Genomic DNA, 15,731 nt, shown 5'->3' on the forward strand with positions numbered 1-15,731 from the left:
TACCTCCCGGGCAGCATCCTACAAGGACCACGCCCAGGGCCAGTTCTTCCGGCAGGGCCAGCAGTCTACAGAGCAGCCACGCCAGGGAAGGCATGATAAGGAATTGGGCCAGTTCGCCCACGAGAATATCTTTAGGGTGTTGCAACACAGGCTTGAAGTCGGACGGGCGGAGAGTCAGTCCCATGCCGAACATCACCACGCCCAGCATCGGCGTGATGGCCGAAGTGCTTATCCAGTTGAATGAGGCGGGAAGGAAGAGTGCCACGGCAGTCACCAGTACCACGATGAGGGTGATATGTGCCGCAATCCAAGCAGAGATTTGGATGAGGTTATTTTTCATTGTTCTCTATCTTAATCGTTTTTCCAATCTTTTGGAATCCTGAATAAAATCGCTCTTTTCGCGTACAGACGAAAGAGGGGGACAGGTCATTCGGATTTTTCCGACAAAGGTACGAAAACCTCTGTGAAACGCAAACAGGAAAAGAGAGGTTCGACAAAGTGGAAAGGTTCTGTCATCGAACGAATAAGAGGATGGAAAGTTAATTGGTTTCGATAATCGAGGTAGAATTATCCGTAATTGGGACGATTCAAAATCCCTCAAAACCGCTTATCTTTGTAGAAAAACAAAGAGAGAGATATGAAAGTTTTGTTGATTAACGGAAGTCCCCACAGAGAGGGAAATACATTTATCGCCTTGTCGGAAGTGGCAAAGGCGTTGGAAGCAAATGGCGTAGAAACGGAAATCGTATCCATCGGAACTAAAGCCGTGCAGGGCTGCATTGCCTGTGGCCGCTGTAGGGAACTGGGACGGTGCGTGTTCAAGGATGAGTTGTATCAGAGAATCCGGGAGAAACTGGAGACAGCGGACGGTATCGTCATCGGGTCGCCCGTGTATTACGCAGGGCCTAACGGTTCGCTTTGTGCCTTGCTCGACCGTCTGTTTTATTCTGCCGGTGAGTTGCTGGCCTACAAGCCTGCCGCATCGGTAGCTGTGTGCCGTCGCGGAGGAGCCAGTGCGACGTTCGACCGCCTGAACAAGTATTTCACCATCAACAACATGCCGGTGGTATCTTCGCAATACTGGAACAGCGTGCACGGCAGATTGCCCGGTGAAGCGAGTCAGGACATCGAGGGATTGCAGACCATGCGTACACTGGGACGTAACATGGCATGGCTGCTGAAGAACCTGAAGCAGGGTGGGGAGCCTGTCCCGCCCAGTGAACCGTGGACACCGACCCATTTCATCCGATAAGAGACTGTTTCAAAAAACGGTGAAACCGGAATGAATCCCTCATCAAGTGAGAGCAGAAAAAAATCCTCCTGTGTATAACCCGTAGACTGAGGCTCCACAAGAGGATTTTTATTTTATTCCATACCTTTCAATTTTTCTACTAGCAGGTGGGCGTGACGGATGGATTTCTCTTTCATCCGGGCCAGTTCCTTCTCATCGTGGCGGCTTGCATACGAAAGTCCCCCGCTGTATACATAGCCACACCATTCCAATTGGCAAAGATGGGCCATCTGTTTGTAGGGTATCAGAAAATCGTCAATCGGATGTTGCTGCGGTCCGTCGTAGCTGTACATTTCTTCCGGTGCACCCGTCGTGAACGACAATACCAACTGCTTGCCTTTTAATTTGTCGCCCGTTTTCCCGTGTGAGAATCCGTGGGTGAAAGTCTTTTCTATCCAACGGTGCAAAAGGGAAGGAGCCGTATACCAGAACAACGGATACTCCAGAACGATGATGTCCGCACGGAGAAGACGTTCCTGTTCTTTCTGTACGTCGATACAGAAATCCGGATAGAGCTTGTCCAAGTAAGCAATCTCCGCTTCCGGTAACAGTCTATGTACTTCTTCCAATATCGTTTTGTTGGCGAACGAGTCATTCAGGTCGGGATGCCCCGATACAATTAAAATCTTTTTCATGATGTCCAGTTTTATCAATCTATCTACTTTTGTGGGTTAAATATAGCTCTACGAATTTAAAAATTTATTGTCAGTCGGACAAATTTATTTCAAAAGAACGATTTTACTTCGACACGTTGCTGCTGACATATTTTTGACCATCTATTAGAAAATGATTACTTTTGGACCTTGAAAAAAGGCAGGAAGTCTGCCTTAGATACCGATAAACTGTTTAAAAATAAAATCTTATGAATAAAGTTCGTTTCTACACCGGAAAATCCGTCTGTTTGTGGTGCGTGATAGCTTTTTCACTTATGTTGCTTTCGGGATGCCGCAAGGCAGAATCGGAAATGTATATTCCTCAAGCTCCCGACTATTCTGACCCGACTTTCTGGTATACCCAAGAGAACGACAAGACCGGTACGAATGCCGATGTGTTCTATATCGTATCGACCTGGGAGAAAGACTGGACGACAGAGGACGGGGTAACGGTCCACTATGCCGATGTCTACAACAAGCAACACCGTGATGACATGACGAAAGAGATTTCGGGTGTGGCAGCCTACATGGGGAAGGACAACAATTTTTATGCTCCTTTCTACCGTCATATCACAATTGAAGGATGGGCTACCCGCGATGAGAATATCATCAACAGCCGTTTTAAGGTGGCTTTTGAAGATGTACGCAATGCGTTTGAGACTTTTCTGAAGAACCGTCCGAAAGATCGTCCGTTTGTATTGGCCGGATTTAGTCAGGGCGGAAAGGCCGTGGTGGAGCTGCTGAAAATCATGCCTGAGGAGGCATACCGTCGGCTGGTGGCCGCTTATGTGTTGGGCTACAAGGTAACTCCTGCCGACACACTGGCTTCTGCGCATATCAAGGCCGCCCAAGGTCCCGACGATATTGGGGTGACCATCTGTTACAACTCGGTCAGCGATGTGAAGTACATCCAGCCCGTGGTAGCCGCTCCATGCGCTTTCTGTATCAATCCCGTCAACTGGCGTACGGATGAGGTACAGGCTACCTTGCACGACACAATTACGGTCAGTGTGGCACAGAAGGAAAAAGTGCTCGTAGTGAAAGGTTACAGCGGCAGTGAGTATGCTCCCATCATGGGCTTCCTCAATGTAGGTGACTTCCATAGCTGTGAGCCGTGGTTGTACAAGGAATGTCTGGAGAAGAATATCAAGAACCGCATCGAGATGTTCAAGAGAACGCGGTTGTGAGGAATAAAATTCCACTTTCGATGTAACATGTAGATGTAATTGGGAAATTATAGTCATAAAAAAAGAGGCACAGTACGCTGCGCCTCTTTTTTATTACAATTCTCAATTGTCAATCCTTTTCATAGACTCCTTCCCGTGGCAGAGCCTTGTCAAGATTGGCTACGCCTAAGACGGTGATGGCGGTAACAGTGGCCGTATGCTTCAGATATTCCGGGATATTCTTGGTAAACAAATCACGTTCGGTATGCCAGATTTCTCCATAACTGAAATTATATCCTTTCACATCTTTTGTGGTAAATCCGTATGTCGGGACTCCATATGTGGCGAACACTTCCGAATCGGTACCACCTGCTACTTTCGGTAATTTGCGGGGCGGCCGTACAGTCACTTTAAACGGAATGTCCTCCCGAATCTTTTGGATAGGCTGGGTTATCTTGACGAAATCATCATACATCGCCTGTGAAACAGCTATTCCGACGGGCGGTTCCGGCCCACCGTCACGGTTGAATACGTTGACAATCTTAGGCAGTTCCTGCTCATGTTTCTTGCAATAAGCTTTCGATCCTAACAGTCCGAACTCTTCTCCGGCAAAGGCGATGAAAAGAATCGTTCTCTTGGGTTTCGCTCCCGACAAGGCTAACATACGAGCTGCTTCCATCATGGGGGCAATTCCTGTACCACAGTCGATGCCGCCTGTACCCGTATCATAAGAATCCAAGTGTCCGCAGACGATGACTTGCTCGTCCGGGTATTTGCTACCCCGTATAGACGCCACTACGTTGTGGTATTTGATAGGTCCGAGTTTGAAATGATTGCGGATATCGAACTCCAGCAGGAAGTCTTCCCGCCGTTCTTTTACCATCTGGGCGATGATGTTGAACTGATGCTTGTCGAGTTTGATGTCAGGAACTTCCGGCAGGTTGTCGAACGTCATGCTGTCAATCATCTTCCGGTCATAGAGCGCGCGGATAGGCACTTCCGATGCTTGGATGAATCCTAAGACACCGGCTTCAATCATCTCATGGTAGTAAAGAGCCGGGAATTCCTTATAAGGAATCATCTCGTTGTTTTCTTTTTTCTCCCGGTTTCTCGCCCTGAGTTCGGCATTCTTCTGGTCGATTTCCTTATTTTCTTGTTTGATAGCCTGACGGAGCGAATCTGCATGCGCCGTCCGGTCGATTGGCCATCCGTCGTTTATGCCGGAGATTAAAACCCAGGCTCCTTTCAACTTGAATTTAATGCGTTCGAATTCCTGGTCGGTATGAGGTTCCATCAAGACATGACCACGCTGCACCCCTTTCGTCCCGGAAGTATACGAAGGAGTCGCGAAATGGAGGGTCATTCCATGGTCGTGACTCAACAGCTTTCCAAACCAAGGACCGCGGTTAAAACCGACAGGGAGTTCACCAGCTTCTTCCAGATGCACATCCAACCCCCATTTCTTGTATTCGTGTACCATCCATTCGGCTGCATTCTCATACGCATCCGACCCGATGGGGCGTCCGCCAAAACGATTGGTCAGTATATCCAGCTGATGTGCGGCCTGATTATCCTGTTGCCCCATTTCAATGATTTTATCAACGACGGCTTTTTGAGCGAAAAAAGGCTGTGCTCCTAATGACAAAAATACAGCACAACAAAAGAATAGCTTTTTCATATGTCACAGAATTGAATTTTTCGGTTGCAAAAGAAATGATAAATTGGATAAAATCAAAAAAAATGAGAGCTTTTCTGTCAGGAAAGATGATTTTTATTTTATTCCTTTTACCTTATGCAAAAAAGAAGTCTTCTTATGCCCAAAGAGTTGACGGCTCAGCCATGTGACTTGAACCATCAACTCTCTGATACGTTCCTGCAACTATTCATTCTGCTCCGCCTGTTTTTGTCAGTGGCAGATTCGGAAGTCATTGATATGGGTAAATTCTTTTCAATAGTTGATTGCCTAACAAGGGGCGATAGTGTCCTGATTCATAATAGTTGTGGTAATCTTCTGTAAATTCGTTTATGCCACTGAAATCATACACATTTTCTTTTCCGAAAATGCTTTGCAAGATTTCTCTGTCGTTCGGATGCAGTTCTTTCTGGTGATAATCCGGACTGATGAGGATACGTACTGAGGTGTCATGGCGGCGCAGGATTTTGCTGATTTCCTCCAACAATACGCGTTGCTGCTGAAATATAACAGGCTCTTCTATCACAACAGTGCCATTCCGTTCGGGAAATTCCTTTTTACGGTTTTCCCAGTATGCCTCACCTTCCTGCTCAATCATCTTCTCGCGTGGATTGAACGAATCATTGTTCCTCGAATCGCGTATTCTTCCATAAGGATTCATTCGTTTCGTTCCTGGTTCCACACTTCCTGTAATTCTATATTTCAGGTATGGGAACAAAAAGTCCGGCATGGCAAATGCCTGTATGAATTCCATCTGCACAGTAAACGGACTATCTCCCGATATCGCAGCCGGAAGTACATTACTATAACCATTCAAAAGGCTGAAACGTGAAAGGGAAGTCCGGTCAAGAATCATCAGCACATTTTTTATTTCTGCACCGTCCTTCTCAAGAGCATGAAGCTTGAGACTTATCGCCTTCAGAGTCTCTCCATTCCCGAAAAGACGGATGGCACGGTCGCCGGGGGCAAGGTATTTTTCCCACTCCCCACAACGGAAGGCCATGGTACAGGAATTGCCCAAAACAAAAGAATTGAAATGTACGCTGTCCTTATGGTTTTGGTATATTTGCCAACCTACATGCTGTTCGTTCAGCATGACATCCGAATCATACAGGTCATATTTGCGAAGAATCATGAAAGGATCATCGTACACGTAAAGAGCCATCAACGCCCAAAATGGGAGGGAGAACCACGCCAACTTTCGGACAAGACGTAGGAAGGCAGATTGTTTACAGATGTTTGCGCCAGTAGTAGTTTCCGGTATTTTTTCCATCAGAATTGTAGATATATGAAGTTTTCCGTGCCGAACTCGCCATAAGCAAACACGGCAAACACAATTAAATAATATACTGTCCAGCGAACGAAGGCGGGCTGATTCTCAAAACGAAGAAGCAAGTCGCTTTTGGACATAAAAAAGTCATAAAGCAGTATCAGCAACCATGCGCTGCCGGCCACGATGCAGATGTGGTCGGACATGCCGATATTGATTTCTTTCCAGCTCGCACGAGTCTGAAAAGAGATATTCCGCAGGAAATAGAATGCGTCTGAAACGGACTGTGCCTTGAAAAACACCAGCGATACGGCAAAAATGAGGTAGGTACGGACGACCGAAAGCGTAGCGAACAGCCGTTTTCCAATCTGTTTCCTTACCTTGTTCCGTATTTTCTCCGTCCTTAGTTCCCACACAATCACAAGCCCTTGTATGAGTCCATAGACGGCAAATGTCCATCCCGCACCGTGCCATATACCCAAGGCAATAAAGGTCACCAGGAGGCTTGCCGCCACACCTCCTTGTCCCCAACGACGGGTAACCGATGACAAAGGAAGGAAAAGGTAATCCCGCACCCAGGAGGAAAGGGAGATATGCCAGCGGCGCCAGAACTCAGCCGTGGTCTGGGCGGCAAAGGGATGCGCAAAGTTGGGTGACAGTTTCAATCCAAACAGCATCCCTGTTCCAATCGCCATGTCCGTATAGCCGGAGAAGTCGGCATACAGTTCGATGGGATAGAGCAGGCAAGCCATAAGCAGTTGTACACCTGAGGCGGTGTGCATCGAATCGAACACCCCGTCAATGTAGGGCGCTATATGGTCGGCAAGCACCAGCTTCTTCACCAATCCCACCACAATCAGCTTCAGGCCGTAGGTCATCATGGAATAGGAGGCAGGAGAGAGTCTTCGGACTTGCGGAAGCAAATCGGCCGACCGTTCAATCGGGCCCGACAGGAACTTCATGAACAGGAGCATATAAAGCAGGAAATCCATCAGATTCCGTTCCGCCTTTTCTTCCTCCCAATAGACCTCCGTCAAGTAGCCGATGGCCTGAAAGGTGTAGAACGACATGCCCAATGGGAAAACAATGCCGGAGTTTCCGGTCCACTGGTGGGCATAACGGAACCCAATCCAGCAGAGGACGAGACTGGAGATACTGCTCCAGTAAATCAAGCGGGAGCCCCTTCCTTTTTCACAGGCCCGCTCAATCCGTATCGCCGCACCGTAGGTGAAAAGACTTACGACCAGTGCCGTGACAAGAAATACAGGATTGAAGTAGCCGATGAAAACCCCACTGGCCGCAAGCAGAATCCACTTCCGCCCTTTCTCACGGACCAAATGGTATAAGGTGAAACAGAGCAGGAGCAGCAGGACAAATTCAAGGGAAATGAATGACATTGCTTTTCCCTCCTTATTTGGCCTTATTCAGGATAGTCTGGCAAAGATCGCCCACGTTTTTCAGTTTCACTATCTCACGAAATGTGAAACGCACCCCGAACTTTTTCTCAATCTCGGTGAGCAATATCATATTGGTCAGTGAGTCCCATCCGTCCACCTCGTGGGCTGTGGTTTCTTCGGTCAGTGTGATGTCGTCTCTCTTTAATACTTTTCTGAATATTCCGTTCAGGATTTCCAATAATTCTTTCGTTTCCATATACTTGATTGTTTTTGAGTTATTGAGTGATGAATTTTAATAGTTGCTTCCGGTCAGTTTTGTTGCTGTTGTTTTGTGGAAAACAAGGGATAAAATGAATGTGCCGAGGGCACATATAAGCCGGCAAATGGCTTTGCATATACTGTTCCAGGTGTGCCGTATCTTCCGTCTCCCGCTCTACGGCCAGATGCAGTTCACAACTTCCGTCAGAGGTATAAACCGGCAGCACTACCGCGTTACAGCCATGCTTGTAGAACGCCTTGACGTGGTATTCAATCTCGCCCAATTCTATTCTGAAGCCTTGTATCTTTACCTGTGTGTCTTTACGGCCGCAATAAACGATGTCTCCGTCCGTATCTGCCAGACAGAGATCTCCGGTACGGTAATAGAGCTTTCCGGAAGAATCCGTCACAAAACACTCGGCCGTCTTTTCGGGAGCCCCCCAATATCCGCTCATGAGTTGAGGTCCGGAAATCCATAGTTCACCCATCTCTCCGGCCGGAAGGGGTTTGCCCGAAGGGGATGCAATCCGATAGTCCATCCCCTGAAAAGGTTTTCCGATTGCCGCCATGCCGTTATGGTGTTTGGCCCCTTCCGCCGGGATGACATACGAAGTGCAGTAGATGGTCGCTTCGGTCGGTCCGTATAGGTTGACGACCGTGGCATTGGGTATGCAAGGGCGAAATTCGTGGAGCAGATTCACGTCGGTAGCTTCAGCGGTGACGACGAGATAACGCAAGTCCGGAAAGCAGATTTCTCCGAAATAAGGACGTGACAACCGAAGCACGGAAGGGGCTACCGCCGCAAACGTAAGCCGATGACGTTCCATGATATCCAGTACGTTCAGGTATTTCATTCCCTGTTGCGGAACAGCATAAACACACGCGCCGAGGGTGAGGGGATAAAGAAACGACACGACAGAGACATCAAACGTCAGTTCGAACATCTGAAGCATACGGTCGTTTTCATCCAGTTGCCATCCTAAAGCCCGATAGGCCCGATAGAACGCATTCAGGTTCTTCCGGGAGATGGGGACACCCTTAGGTTCGCCCGTACTTCCGGACGTGAAGATGATGTAGGCGGGCACGTCGGAATCCACCTCCTTGATGCCGGACGGCAAGGCAAGTCGATGGGAGGGGAGAGACACCCGTATAGCCTTGATGTCGGCGGGAAGCATGTCGCCATTTTCTCCGCTGTAAAGCAACAGGCCGATGCCGGATTGCCGGGCTATCCGAGCGTTGCGTTCTGCCGGATAATCGGGATGCAACATGACATAGGTTTTTCCGGAAAGTAGCACACCCAAAATGGAGGCATAGGTTTCCATACGGTTTTCAGCCGCGATGCCCACCGTGTCTCCGTGGAGATTCCTCAGCGTTTCACAAATACTTCCTGCCAGTCCGAACAATTCCTGATAGGTATAGGTCCGGTCGTCAAGGACCAGTGCCGGACGCGTGGCATAACGATTCGCAGCCAGGAGCATGGCTGCCAGCATATCTGCGTCGTTTTTCTTTTCCATATAACGTTAATTATAGTCTAGTTTGTTATATCTGCTTTCCTTTATTCACTTGTTTGTATATTTGTATAACGGAGACGGGCGCAAATCCCCCTATTCCGAAAATGTAAATATTGGTTAAATATAAGTGTGCGATAGATAACAGTCTCACTGATTTGTATGCGAACAGCATTCTGGGAGGAAAAAATATACGTGATTTATTACAAGAAGAATAGCTAATCTGTAGTGTTTCAGAGAAATGCTTCATTGAATTGTACAACATGGGGAAATGTTTTTTATGTTTTCCATCTGAGAACCGTATGTTTTCCATGCGTGAAACGTACGTTTCTCAAGGCGGAAACATACGTTTTCCGTGGGGGGAACATGGAAATTTCAAGCCCAAATGGGTATTTATGCTTAGGCGTTTTTGAGTCTGCATAAAAGGAGGAAAAGAGGAAATTGGCTAGAAACAATATATTGTTTGTTATCTGTAAAATATCAGCCTTATGAATAATATAATAGCATTTAATATCTCAACGCCCAATAATGTGGCCAAAGCAAATTTCAACAGGGATAAATTCAAAAAATTATCTTTGTAACACATCATAAAATAAAGTAAAACTGCTATATTTGCATATTATATGATAAGTTGAGCTATGACGAAAAGTACGATGGGTACCAAGTTGCCAAGAAAGCTGGAGCAGAAGATGCAGATAGTAGGAGAACAGATCAGGCTGGCCAGATTACGCAGAAATCTCAGTATTGCCCAAGTTGCCGAACGTGCCACCTGTTCACCTCTTACGGTTTCACGTATAGAGAAAGGTGTACCGACAGTGGCAATAGGTATTTATCTCAGGGTGCTTTATGCGCTTCAACTAGATGATGATATTCTTCTGCTTGCAAAAGAAGATGCAATGGGAAAAGCATTACAGGATTTAAGTCTTAAACAGCGGGAAAGGGCATCCAAAAAAGAATAAGGTATGAAAAGACTCTATGTATTTGCTGATTTCGATTGGCTGAAAGAACCAAGGTTCGTTGGAGAGTTAAGTTACGAATCACTTCGTGGCTCTGACAGCTATGGATTTTGTTATAGTAATGAGTGGTTAAAGGATTATGGTAGTCTGTTTCTTAGTGATGATTTGAATAACTATCCAGGGCAGCAATATACAGCTCCAGACAAGGATATTTTCGGATGTTTTTCTGATGCCCTTCCAGACAGGTGGGGGCGTACATTGATAAATCGTCGGGAACAGATTCTAGCAAAGGAAGAGAATCGTCCGGTACGTCGGCTTTCTTCATTCGACTATCTTATCGGGATTGAGGACTTTTCTCGCATGGGGGCTTTTCGATTCAAGGAATCAATGAATGGAGAGTATATCAATGCAAGCGAAGTCCTGCGCATACCACCGCTGACAGATATTCGTGAGTTGATTGCAGCTAGTTCCGAAATAGAGAAAAGTGAAGATGAGAACAGATTACCTGAAATGCGTTGGATTGCTCAACTGGTACAGCCTGGTTCATCTCTTGGTGGAGCACGTCCAAAGGCAAGTGTAATTGACGAGAACAAGATCTTGTATATAGCAAAATTTCCGTCCCGCAAAGATGATTATGATGTTGGACTTTGGGAACATTTCTCACATCTGTTGGCAAAGAAGGCTGGTGTCAATGCTGCAGAAACAAAAGTAATCTCTACTAGCGACAAATACCATACTTTGCTTTCCCGACGATTTGATAGAAGGGAAGACGGTAAGCGCATACATTTTGCTTCAGCCATGACTCTATTGGGCTTGAATGATGGTGCCAATGCTAATACCGGCCATGGCTATCTGGATATTGTCGATTTCATACTTCAGAATTGTACTAACGTGGAGGATAATCTGCAAGAACTGTATCGCAGAGTTGCATTCAATATTTCCATTGGTAATACGGATGACCATTTCCGTAATCACGGTTTCCTTCTGACAGCTAAGGGATGGACTTTGGCTCCGGCTTACGATATTAATCCAACGCTGAATGAGTATCAGAGTCTGTTAATTAACAGCTATACCAATAAATCGGATTTGAATGAATTGCTGAATTCTTGTGAGGAATATATGTTACAGAAGCATATTGCTCAGCAAATCATTAGTGAAGTACTGAATACGGTTAAGTATTGGCAGTCATTGGCTACGAGACTAGGTATTGCTAAAAACGAACAGGAACGGTTTGTGGTAGTTTTTGAGAGGCAGGTAACATCGTATGATAGGGTGTAGAATGCATGTATATAAATGTTATAAATAACTAATGGATTGTTATGTTTGATGGACGAAATATAAACTTAGGGATGCCTAAAGAACTTGTTAGAATGGTAAATTTCTTAAATGAAAAAGAATCTGCTGGTGAGTTTGAGTTTAGTGATTCTGTGTCTTATTGGGAGAACAATAAGCATATCATCGAATCTTTTAGTTATGATAGTCGTGGATGGTATTTTGCCGTTGCTTTCGCATACATTACATATATGAAAGATGGTAATATTATTTTCGATGAAACTGATAATATTAGGAAATGGGCTACGGGATTTCGTCTTGTTGCAGGTGCATTTGGATGGGACCCTGAATTCATGAAGCTAAATATTTTGTCATTTGAAGGTAAAACAGAAAATATAGGTCACCTTGTAGATATAGCAGTTCAAAAATACGCTAGTTCGTATTATGATAATGCCGTTGTCTTAATGTCATTGTTGCCACAATACAAGCTGAGTTGCTTTGCTGGTCTGATGGAGAATGATTTTAATAGATATTGTGTGGATTATCCTCCTGAATGTGACATGGAAGAGTTTGCAATTGCTTTTGTGAGAACGAATCAGCTCACAAATGACGACATTAACACTGCTTTTGATATAACTATATCTCACACGTCTTTTATATCAGGTCCAGCTATGTCTTTCTTTCTTTATACGCTTGATAGATTAGCTGGGCAAAGAAGGGAAACTTGTGAGCAAAAGATCTTAGAATTGTTGCAAGGCGATATATCGCTGTACGTTAATCCTTTATGCCACTGGTTGTCTTTTCAACAAAAGATTGGCTTATTTATAGAGAAGTGTGTCATATTATTAATAAAAGGACTAAAAAGTGAGAATAAGGAAGCCGCACTGAAATGTATTGATGATTCAATATGTATTCATTTAAAAGATTCTAATTCTTTAATAAATATTTTTATAACCATTGCCGAAAGTCTGACTCCAATGGATATTCTAACAATGAACGGATGTCTGTCTTCTTTACAAAAGAATGGTGATGATTTTCTAAAATTTGTTTTGTCGTTTATTATCCACCCAAAAGGGATATATCGTGTTGTGGGGCGTAGGCTATGGGATGATTATCATTTGGAATTTTCAGAATTTAATCCTCAAAAAGACTTAGATGAAATACCTCAATGTCTATTTATTATAAGTATGCTTCAAGATTATGGTAATCCGGAGACGAGACTTCCGAAGTTATTGCCATTGATAGAGAGCGATTCAACGCGCGTTCGTAATGTCATAATGAATAGATTGGTACCATATTTAGATGATTATATGGGGCATGTAATTAAAGTTTTTGATAAATTGAATATTAATAATGAGCATGTTATAAAAATCAGGAAATATTATGACCAAAGAGTCGATGCTATAGAGAAAAGAAGAGCGATTAAAGAACTGTCCCCCAAATACAGTTACGTGGTTGAGTATAAAGAAGCAATGAATACTCAAAAACTATATTGGCAACAACAGATGAAGGAAGCTGAAAAAAATAATGAGAGTTTTTTAAACAACATAATGACTAAGGTATTATTGGCAAGAGGAGGAGGTTGGAGGGATGATAGTGGGAATATACAACATTTAGGTTGTATAAAAATTTCAGTACCCTCTAGGCAATTAGTTCAATCTATGACACCTATGGAACAAAATGAATGGATAAATGAATTATTGAAAGATTGGAATGAAACGGCAGGAAATAATTAAACAATATGTGGAATCCTTAAAAGAGGATAATGAATTGGACTATATATTTCCTATACTTTTAGAACGTATGGGATATAGAGTTTTATCAACACCACGACAGTCAAAAGGACAGTCACAATATGGAAGAGATGTGATAGCAATAAAAAAAATTAAGGGGGTATCTACTCTTTTTTTGTTTGAACTGAAAGGATTTGGCTCCAAGGATATAACAGATAGAACACTTAATGAGAAAGATGGTTTGATAGAATCACTAAGAGCATCCAAGTATACCCCTTATGAGGATGTATCTGTTCCTAATCTGTGCAATTTCCCTAGATATTATGTGTTTGTTCATAATGGTTTGATCGATGCAAATGCCCTTCCAACATTTAATGGATTTATTAAGACAGAATTTCCTAATGGAAATTTTGAAGAATGGGACATAAGTGTGTTAACTACTTATTTTTCAGAGTATTTATTTGACGAAACGTTACTAGCTGATGATGAAAGTTACCGCTTGTTTAAAAAAATACTTGTCCTATTAGATGGAGAAGGTAATACCTTCAAGGATATTTCGTCCCTCATAGACATACAGTTAAGTAAAATAGGGACTATAAAGAAAGAAAACAAGAGGATACTTCTTAATATGTTTGCTACATTACGATTGATAGCACATATGATTCATTTTTACTCTATAGAATGTGGAAATCTACTGCCTGCAAAGTATTGCATTGATACTATAATTTTGAAAACCTGGGCTTGGATTCTTAGAACCAAAAAGGAGAAAAAAACTATTATTATTAATCATTTCAATTGTCTTATTGGGTTACAGATTCAAATATATGGGGAGTATTTAAATAAAATATTAAGTGTAGTACAATTTCCCAAAGGGTTATTTTGTTTTGAACCGACAGACTCAGAATATATGTTTTATCCGTTAAGATGCTATGATTTCTTAAGCGATTTAGTTTATTTCTATTTCTTAACAGAGTCTTTTTACAATGTTTCAAAGCAGGAACATAGAAACAGAATAGAGATTCTAAAGAATATAATTGAAAATAATAATGCTTGCACTATGCCTTTGTTAGATACACATTCTATCACTATTCAAATCGTATTTTTGTACATGTATAAATATGCAGAAAATCAAGAAGACATGAATAGTTTGAGGAAGTATTTAATATATACAGTTATAAATCTGATAAAACGTTATGAAAAGCAAAAAATGTGGCCGGAAATGTATGGAAATCGAATGGCCTTAGCTAAAAGCCTTTATGTGAAGGATGACGATTATCATTGTGAATCGTCTTTGCTTTTAATGGTAGTATTTGAATTGTTATCATACCTAAATTTACCGGAGTTCTACTCTTTTCTTAAGCAGAAAGTTGAAGAATCTGAGGTAAACTTACAGGTCGCATATCCGATAACCAATGAATTCGATATTGAACAATTGCTTTTTGAAAAAAGACTCAATAACGAGTTGGCTGTGCAGACCAATATTAAGCTACCTGAAACAATAGAAGATTTTCAGAATAATTATGTAAAAAAATATGAATCTATTGAGTATAGAAGCGATAAAGCTGGTTATTATTTTTTGCGTGTGTTAGCTCATAAATATTATGAAACTGATTTGTTTCCAGATTTTCTTGGTCGTGCATATTGTAAATAATAATCTATTATGTGTTCCCTATGATTATTATAGTACTTATATTGTGCTAATTACTTAATTTTGTATGTTAATTCATTTTCTATGACCGAGAAACAAATACAAAACTATATTTGGGCAAAACGAGAAAGCTTTGCAGATTTGCTAGTTGCACCACAATTTCAAAAAGTAAATATTGATAATCCAACATACGCCTCTCCTTCTGACGTATTGTACAATATGATTATTAGTCGTTATGAAAAATTGTGGGAGACAATGAGCGAAATCGACTTCTTTGGTTGCGAAGTGTCTCTAAAAGAGGAGGGACAGCCTACGATGAGAACAGATTTTCTTGCAATTCGATGCGGTAATGATGGAATTATTGTCATAGAGTTGAAAAAGTCTGATCAGACGGCGCGTCAAGCATATACTGAATTGCTTGCGTATGGTAGCTATTTACGGACTAAATTCACACCTATGTCTGGTGGTGATATTATTTATGTTCTTATCTCACCAGTAGGAGAAAGAATTGTTGAGCAAGCCACTATCAATACGCTAATATATGATAATAATAAAGTTTGTTTACTTATTCCCAAATATGATGCTGGAGATATAAATACATTAAAGTTAGAATTATGGATTCCAGATAAAGAAATTTTCAAGGATTTAAGTTACTCATGCTTTAATAGAGAAAATATTTCGGTCAGTAAAATTGTCTGGGAGTCTCTTCCTGATGAATGGTCTCCTAAACCAGGAGAAAAACCAACGCCAGAAATGTACAAACGTCTCAATAAAGTATCTTCTATTGCAGCTCAACTTATGGAAGAAAGATACTATGTTTGTAAAGTCTGATTAAAGTCGCTCGTCGGGACGGGTGGTCCCGCCCCTTGCCGCTGGGCGCTCCCCG

At 42.9% G+C, this 15,731-nt stretch carries 14 protein-coding genes; 7 read left to right on the forward strand and 7 right to left on the reverse strand.

The window, feature by feature from the left end; translation table 11 throughout:
• Nucleotides 1-340: bile acid:sodium symporter (locus RDP42_RS11245; protein ID WP_308763753.1), on the reverse strand; the 340-nt coding region annotated here is incomplete at its 3' end.
• 297 nt (nucleotides 341-637) lie between these two features.
• Between RDP42_RS11245 and RDP42_RS11250 the strand changes: the two genes are divergently transcribed.
• Nucleotides 638-1,252: a flavodoxin family protein gene (locus RDP42_RS11250; protein WP_308763754.1), complete on the forward strand. Its 615-nt coding sequence runs from the start codon at nucleotides 638-640 to the stop codon at nucleotides 1,250-1,252.
• A 113-nt stretch (nucleotides 1,253-1,365) separates the two neighbouring features.
• On the opposite strand, the gene RDP42_RS11255 is transcribed toward RDP42_RS11250, so the two are convergent.
• On the reverse strand, nucleotides 1,366-1,926 hold the full coding sequence (locus tag RDP42_RS11255; RefSeq protein ID WP_308763755.1) for an NAD(P)H-dependent oxidoreductase: 561 nt from the start codon (nucleotides 1,924-1,926) through the stop codon (nucleotides 1,366-1,368).
• A gap of 227 nt (nucleotides 1,927-2,153) precedes the next feature.
• Here RDP42_RS11255 and RDP42_RS11260 point away from each other — a divergent pair, with 227 nt between their 5' ends.
• On the forward strand, nucleotides 2,154-3,131 hold the full coding sequence (locus tag RDP42_RS11260; RefSeq protein ID WP_308763756.1) for a DUF3089 domain-containing protein: 978 nt from the start codon (nucleotides 2,154-2,156) through the stop codon (nucleotides 3,129-3,131).
• Between the two features lie 109 nt (nucleotides 3,132-3,240).
• On the opposite strand, the gene RDP42_RS11265 is transcribed toward RDP42_RS11260, so the two are convergent.
• The 5 genes from RDP42_RS11265 to RDP42_RS11285 form a co-directional block, all read right to left on the reverse strand.
• The gene (locus tag RDP42_RS11265) at nucleotides 3,241-4,788 is read right to left on the reverse strand and encodes a M20/M25/M40 family metallo-hydrolase (RefSeq protein WP_308763757.1); all 1,548 of its coding nucleotides are present in this window, start codon (nucleotides 4,786-4,788) and stop codon (nucleotides 3,241-3,243) included.
• Nucleotides 4,789-5,035: 247 nt separating this feature from the next.
• A complete protein-coding gene (locus RDP42_RS11270) occupies nucleotides 5,036-6,076 on the reverse strand; it encodes a histidine kinase (RefSeq protein WP_308763758.1) in 1,041 nt (346 codons plus the stop codon).
• Nucleotides 6,076-7,470 (reverse strand): MBOAT family O-acyltransferase, encoded by a 1,395-nt coding sequence (locus tag RDP42_RS11275; protein WP_308763759.1) that lies wholly within the window; start codon nucleotides 7,468-7,470, stop codon nucleotides 6,076-6,078. Before RDP42_RS11275 ends, RDP42_RS11270 begins: the two co-directional genes overlap by 1 nt.
• A gap of 13 nt (nucleotides 7,471-7,483) precedes the next feature.
• Nucleotides 7,484-7,726, reverse strand: coding sequence for an acyl carrier protein (locus RDP42_RS11280; RefSeq protein ID WP_308763760.1), 243 nt, complete (start codon nucleotides 7,724-7,726; stop codon nucleotides 7,484-7,486).
• A gap of 19 nt (nucleotides 7,727-7,745) precedes the next feature.
• Nucleotides 7,746-9,242: an amino acid adenylation domain-containing protein gene (locus RDP42_RS11285; RefSeq protein ID WP_308763761.1), complete on the reverse strand. Its 1,497-nt coding sequence runs from the start codon at nucleotides 9,240-9,242 to the stop codon at nucleotides 7,746-7,748.
• Between the two features lie 632 nt (nucleotides 9,243-9,874).
• On the opposite strand from RDP42_RS11285, the gene RDP42_RS11290 reads away from it, so the two are divergent.
• The 5 genes from RDP42_RS11290 (at nucleotide 9,875) to RDP42_RS11310 (ending at nucleotide 15,676) form a co-directional block, all read left to right on the forward strand.
• Nucleotides 9,875-10,195, forward strand: coding sequence for a helix-turn-helix domain-containing protein (locus RDP42_RS11290; RefSeq protein WP_025279401.1), 321 nt, complete (start codon nucleotides 9,875-9,877; stop codon nucleotides 10,193-10,195).
• 3 nt (nucleotides 10,196-10,198) lie between these two features.
• Nucleotides 10,199-11,470 carry a type II toxin-antitoxin system HipA family toxin gene (locus RDP42_RS11295; protein WP_308763762.1) on the forward strand — a complete coding sequence of 424 codons (1,272 nt, stop codon included), beginning with the start codon at nucleotides 10,199-10,201 and terminating at the stop codon, nucleotides 11,468-11,470.
• A 41-nt stretch (nucleotides 11,471-11,511) separates the two neighbouring features.
• Nucleotides 11,512-13,200, forward strand: coding sequence for a hypothetical protein (locus RDP42_RS11300; protein WP_308763763.1), 1,689 nt, complete (start codon nucleotides 11,512-11,514; stop codon nucleotides 13,198-13,200).
• A complete protein-coding gene (locus RDP42_RS11305) occupies nucleotides 13,178-14,848 on the forward strand; it encodes a hypothetical protein (protein WP_308763764.1) in 1,671 nt (556 codons plus the stop codon). The genes RDP42_RS11300 and RDP42_RS11305 overlap by 23 nt, the downstream gene beginning before the upstream one ends.
• Nucleotides 14,849-14,929: 81 nt before the next feature.
• The gene (locus tag RDP42_RS11310) at nucleotides 14,930-15,676 is read left to right on the forward strand and encodes a hypothetical protein (protein WP_308763765.1); all 747 of its coding nucleotides are present in this window, start codon (nucleotides 14,930-14,932) and stop codon (nucleotides 15,674-15,676) included.
• Nucleotides 15,677-15,731 lie beyond the last annotated feature (55 nt).

The sequence above is a fragment of the uncultured Bacteroides sp. genome (assembly GCF_902472605.1).
Classification (GTDB): Bacteria; Bacteroidota; Bacteroidia; order Bacteroidales; family Bacteroidaceae; genus Phocaeicola.

Coding starts and splice junctions, on each gene's coding strand:
- RDP42_RS11265 (WP_308763757.1), bottom strand. CDS start 4,788: ATGAAAAAGCTATTCTTTTGTTGTGCTGTATTTTTGTCATTAGGAGCA.
- RDP42_RS11280 (WP_308763760.1), bottom strand. CDS start 7,726: ATGGAAACGAAAGAATTATTGGAAATCCTGAACGGAATATTCAGAAAA.
- RDP42_RS11295 (WP_308763762.1), top strand. CDS start 10,199: ATGAAAAGACTCTATGTATTTGCTGATTTCGATTGGCTGAAAGAACCA.
- RDP42_RS11250 (WP_308763754.1), top strand. CDS start 638: ATGAAAGTTTTGTTGATTAACGGAAGTCCCCACAGAGAGGGAAATACA.
- RDP42_RS11305 (WP_308763764.1), top strand. CDS start 13,178: ATGAAACGGCAGGAAATAATTAAACAATATGTGGAATCCTTAAAAGAG.
- RDP42_RS11270 (WP_308763758.1), bottom strand. CDS start 6,076: ATGGAAAAAATACCGGAAACTACTACTGGCGCAAACATCTGTAAACAA.
- RDP42_RS11255 (WP_308763755.1), bottom strand. CDS start 1,926: ATGAAAAAGATTTTAATTGTATCGGGGCATCCCGACCTGAATGACTCG.
- RDP42_RS11310 (WP_308763765.1), top strand. CDS start 14,930: ATGACCGAGAAACAAATACAAAACTATATTTGGGCAAAACGAGAAAGC.
- RDP42_RS11275 (WP_308763759.1), bottom strand. CDS start 7,470: ATGTCATTCATTTCCCTTGAATTTGTCCTGCTGCTCCTGCTCTGTTTC.
- RDP42_RS11260 (WP_308763756.1), top strand. CDS start 2,154: ATGAATAAAGTTCGTTTCTACACCGGAAAATCCGTCTGTTTGTGGTGC.
- RDP42_RS11285 (WP_308763761.1), bottom strand. CDS start 9,242: ATGGAAAAGAAAAACGACGCAGATATGCTGGCAGCCATGCTCCTGGCT.
- RDP42_RS11300 (WP_308763763.1), top strand. CDS start 11,512: ATGTTTGATGGACGAAATATAAACTTAGGGATGCCTAAAGAACTTGTT.
- RDP42_RS11290 (WP_025279401.1), top strand. CDS start 9,875: ATGACGAAAAGTACGATGGGTACCAAGTTGCCAAGAAAGCTGGAGCAG.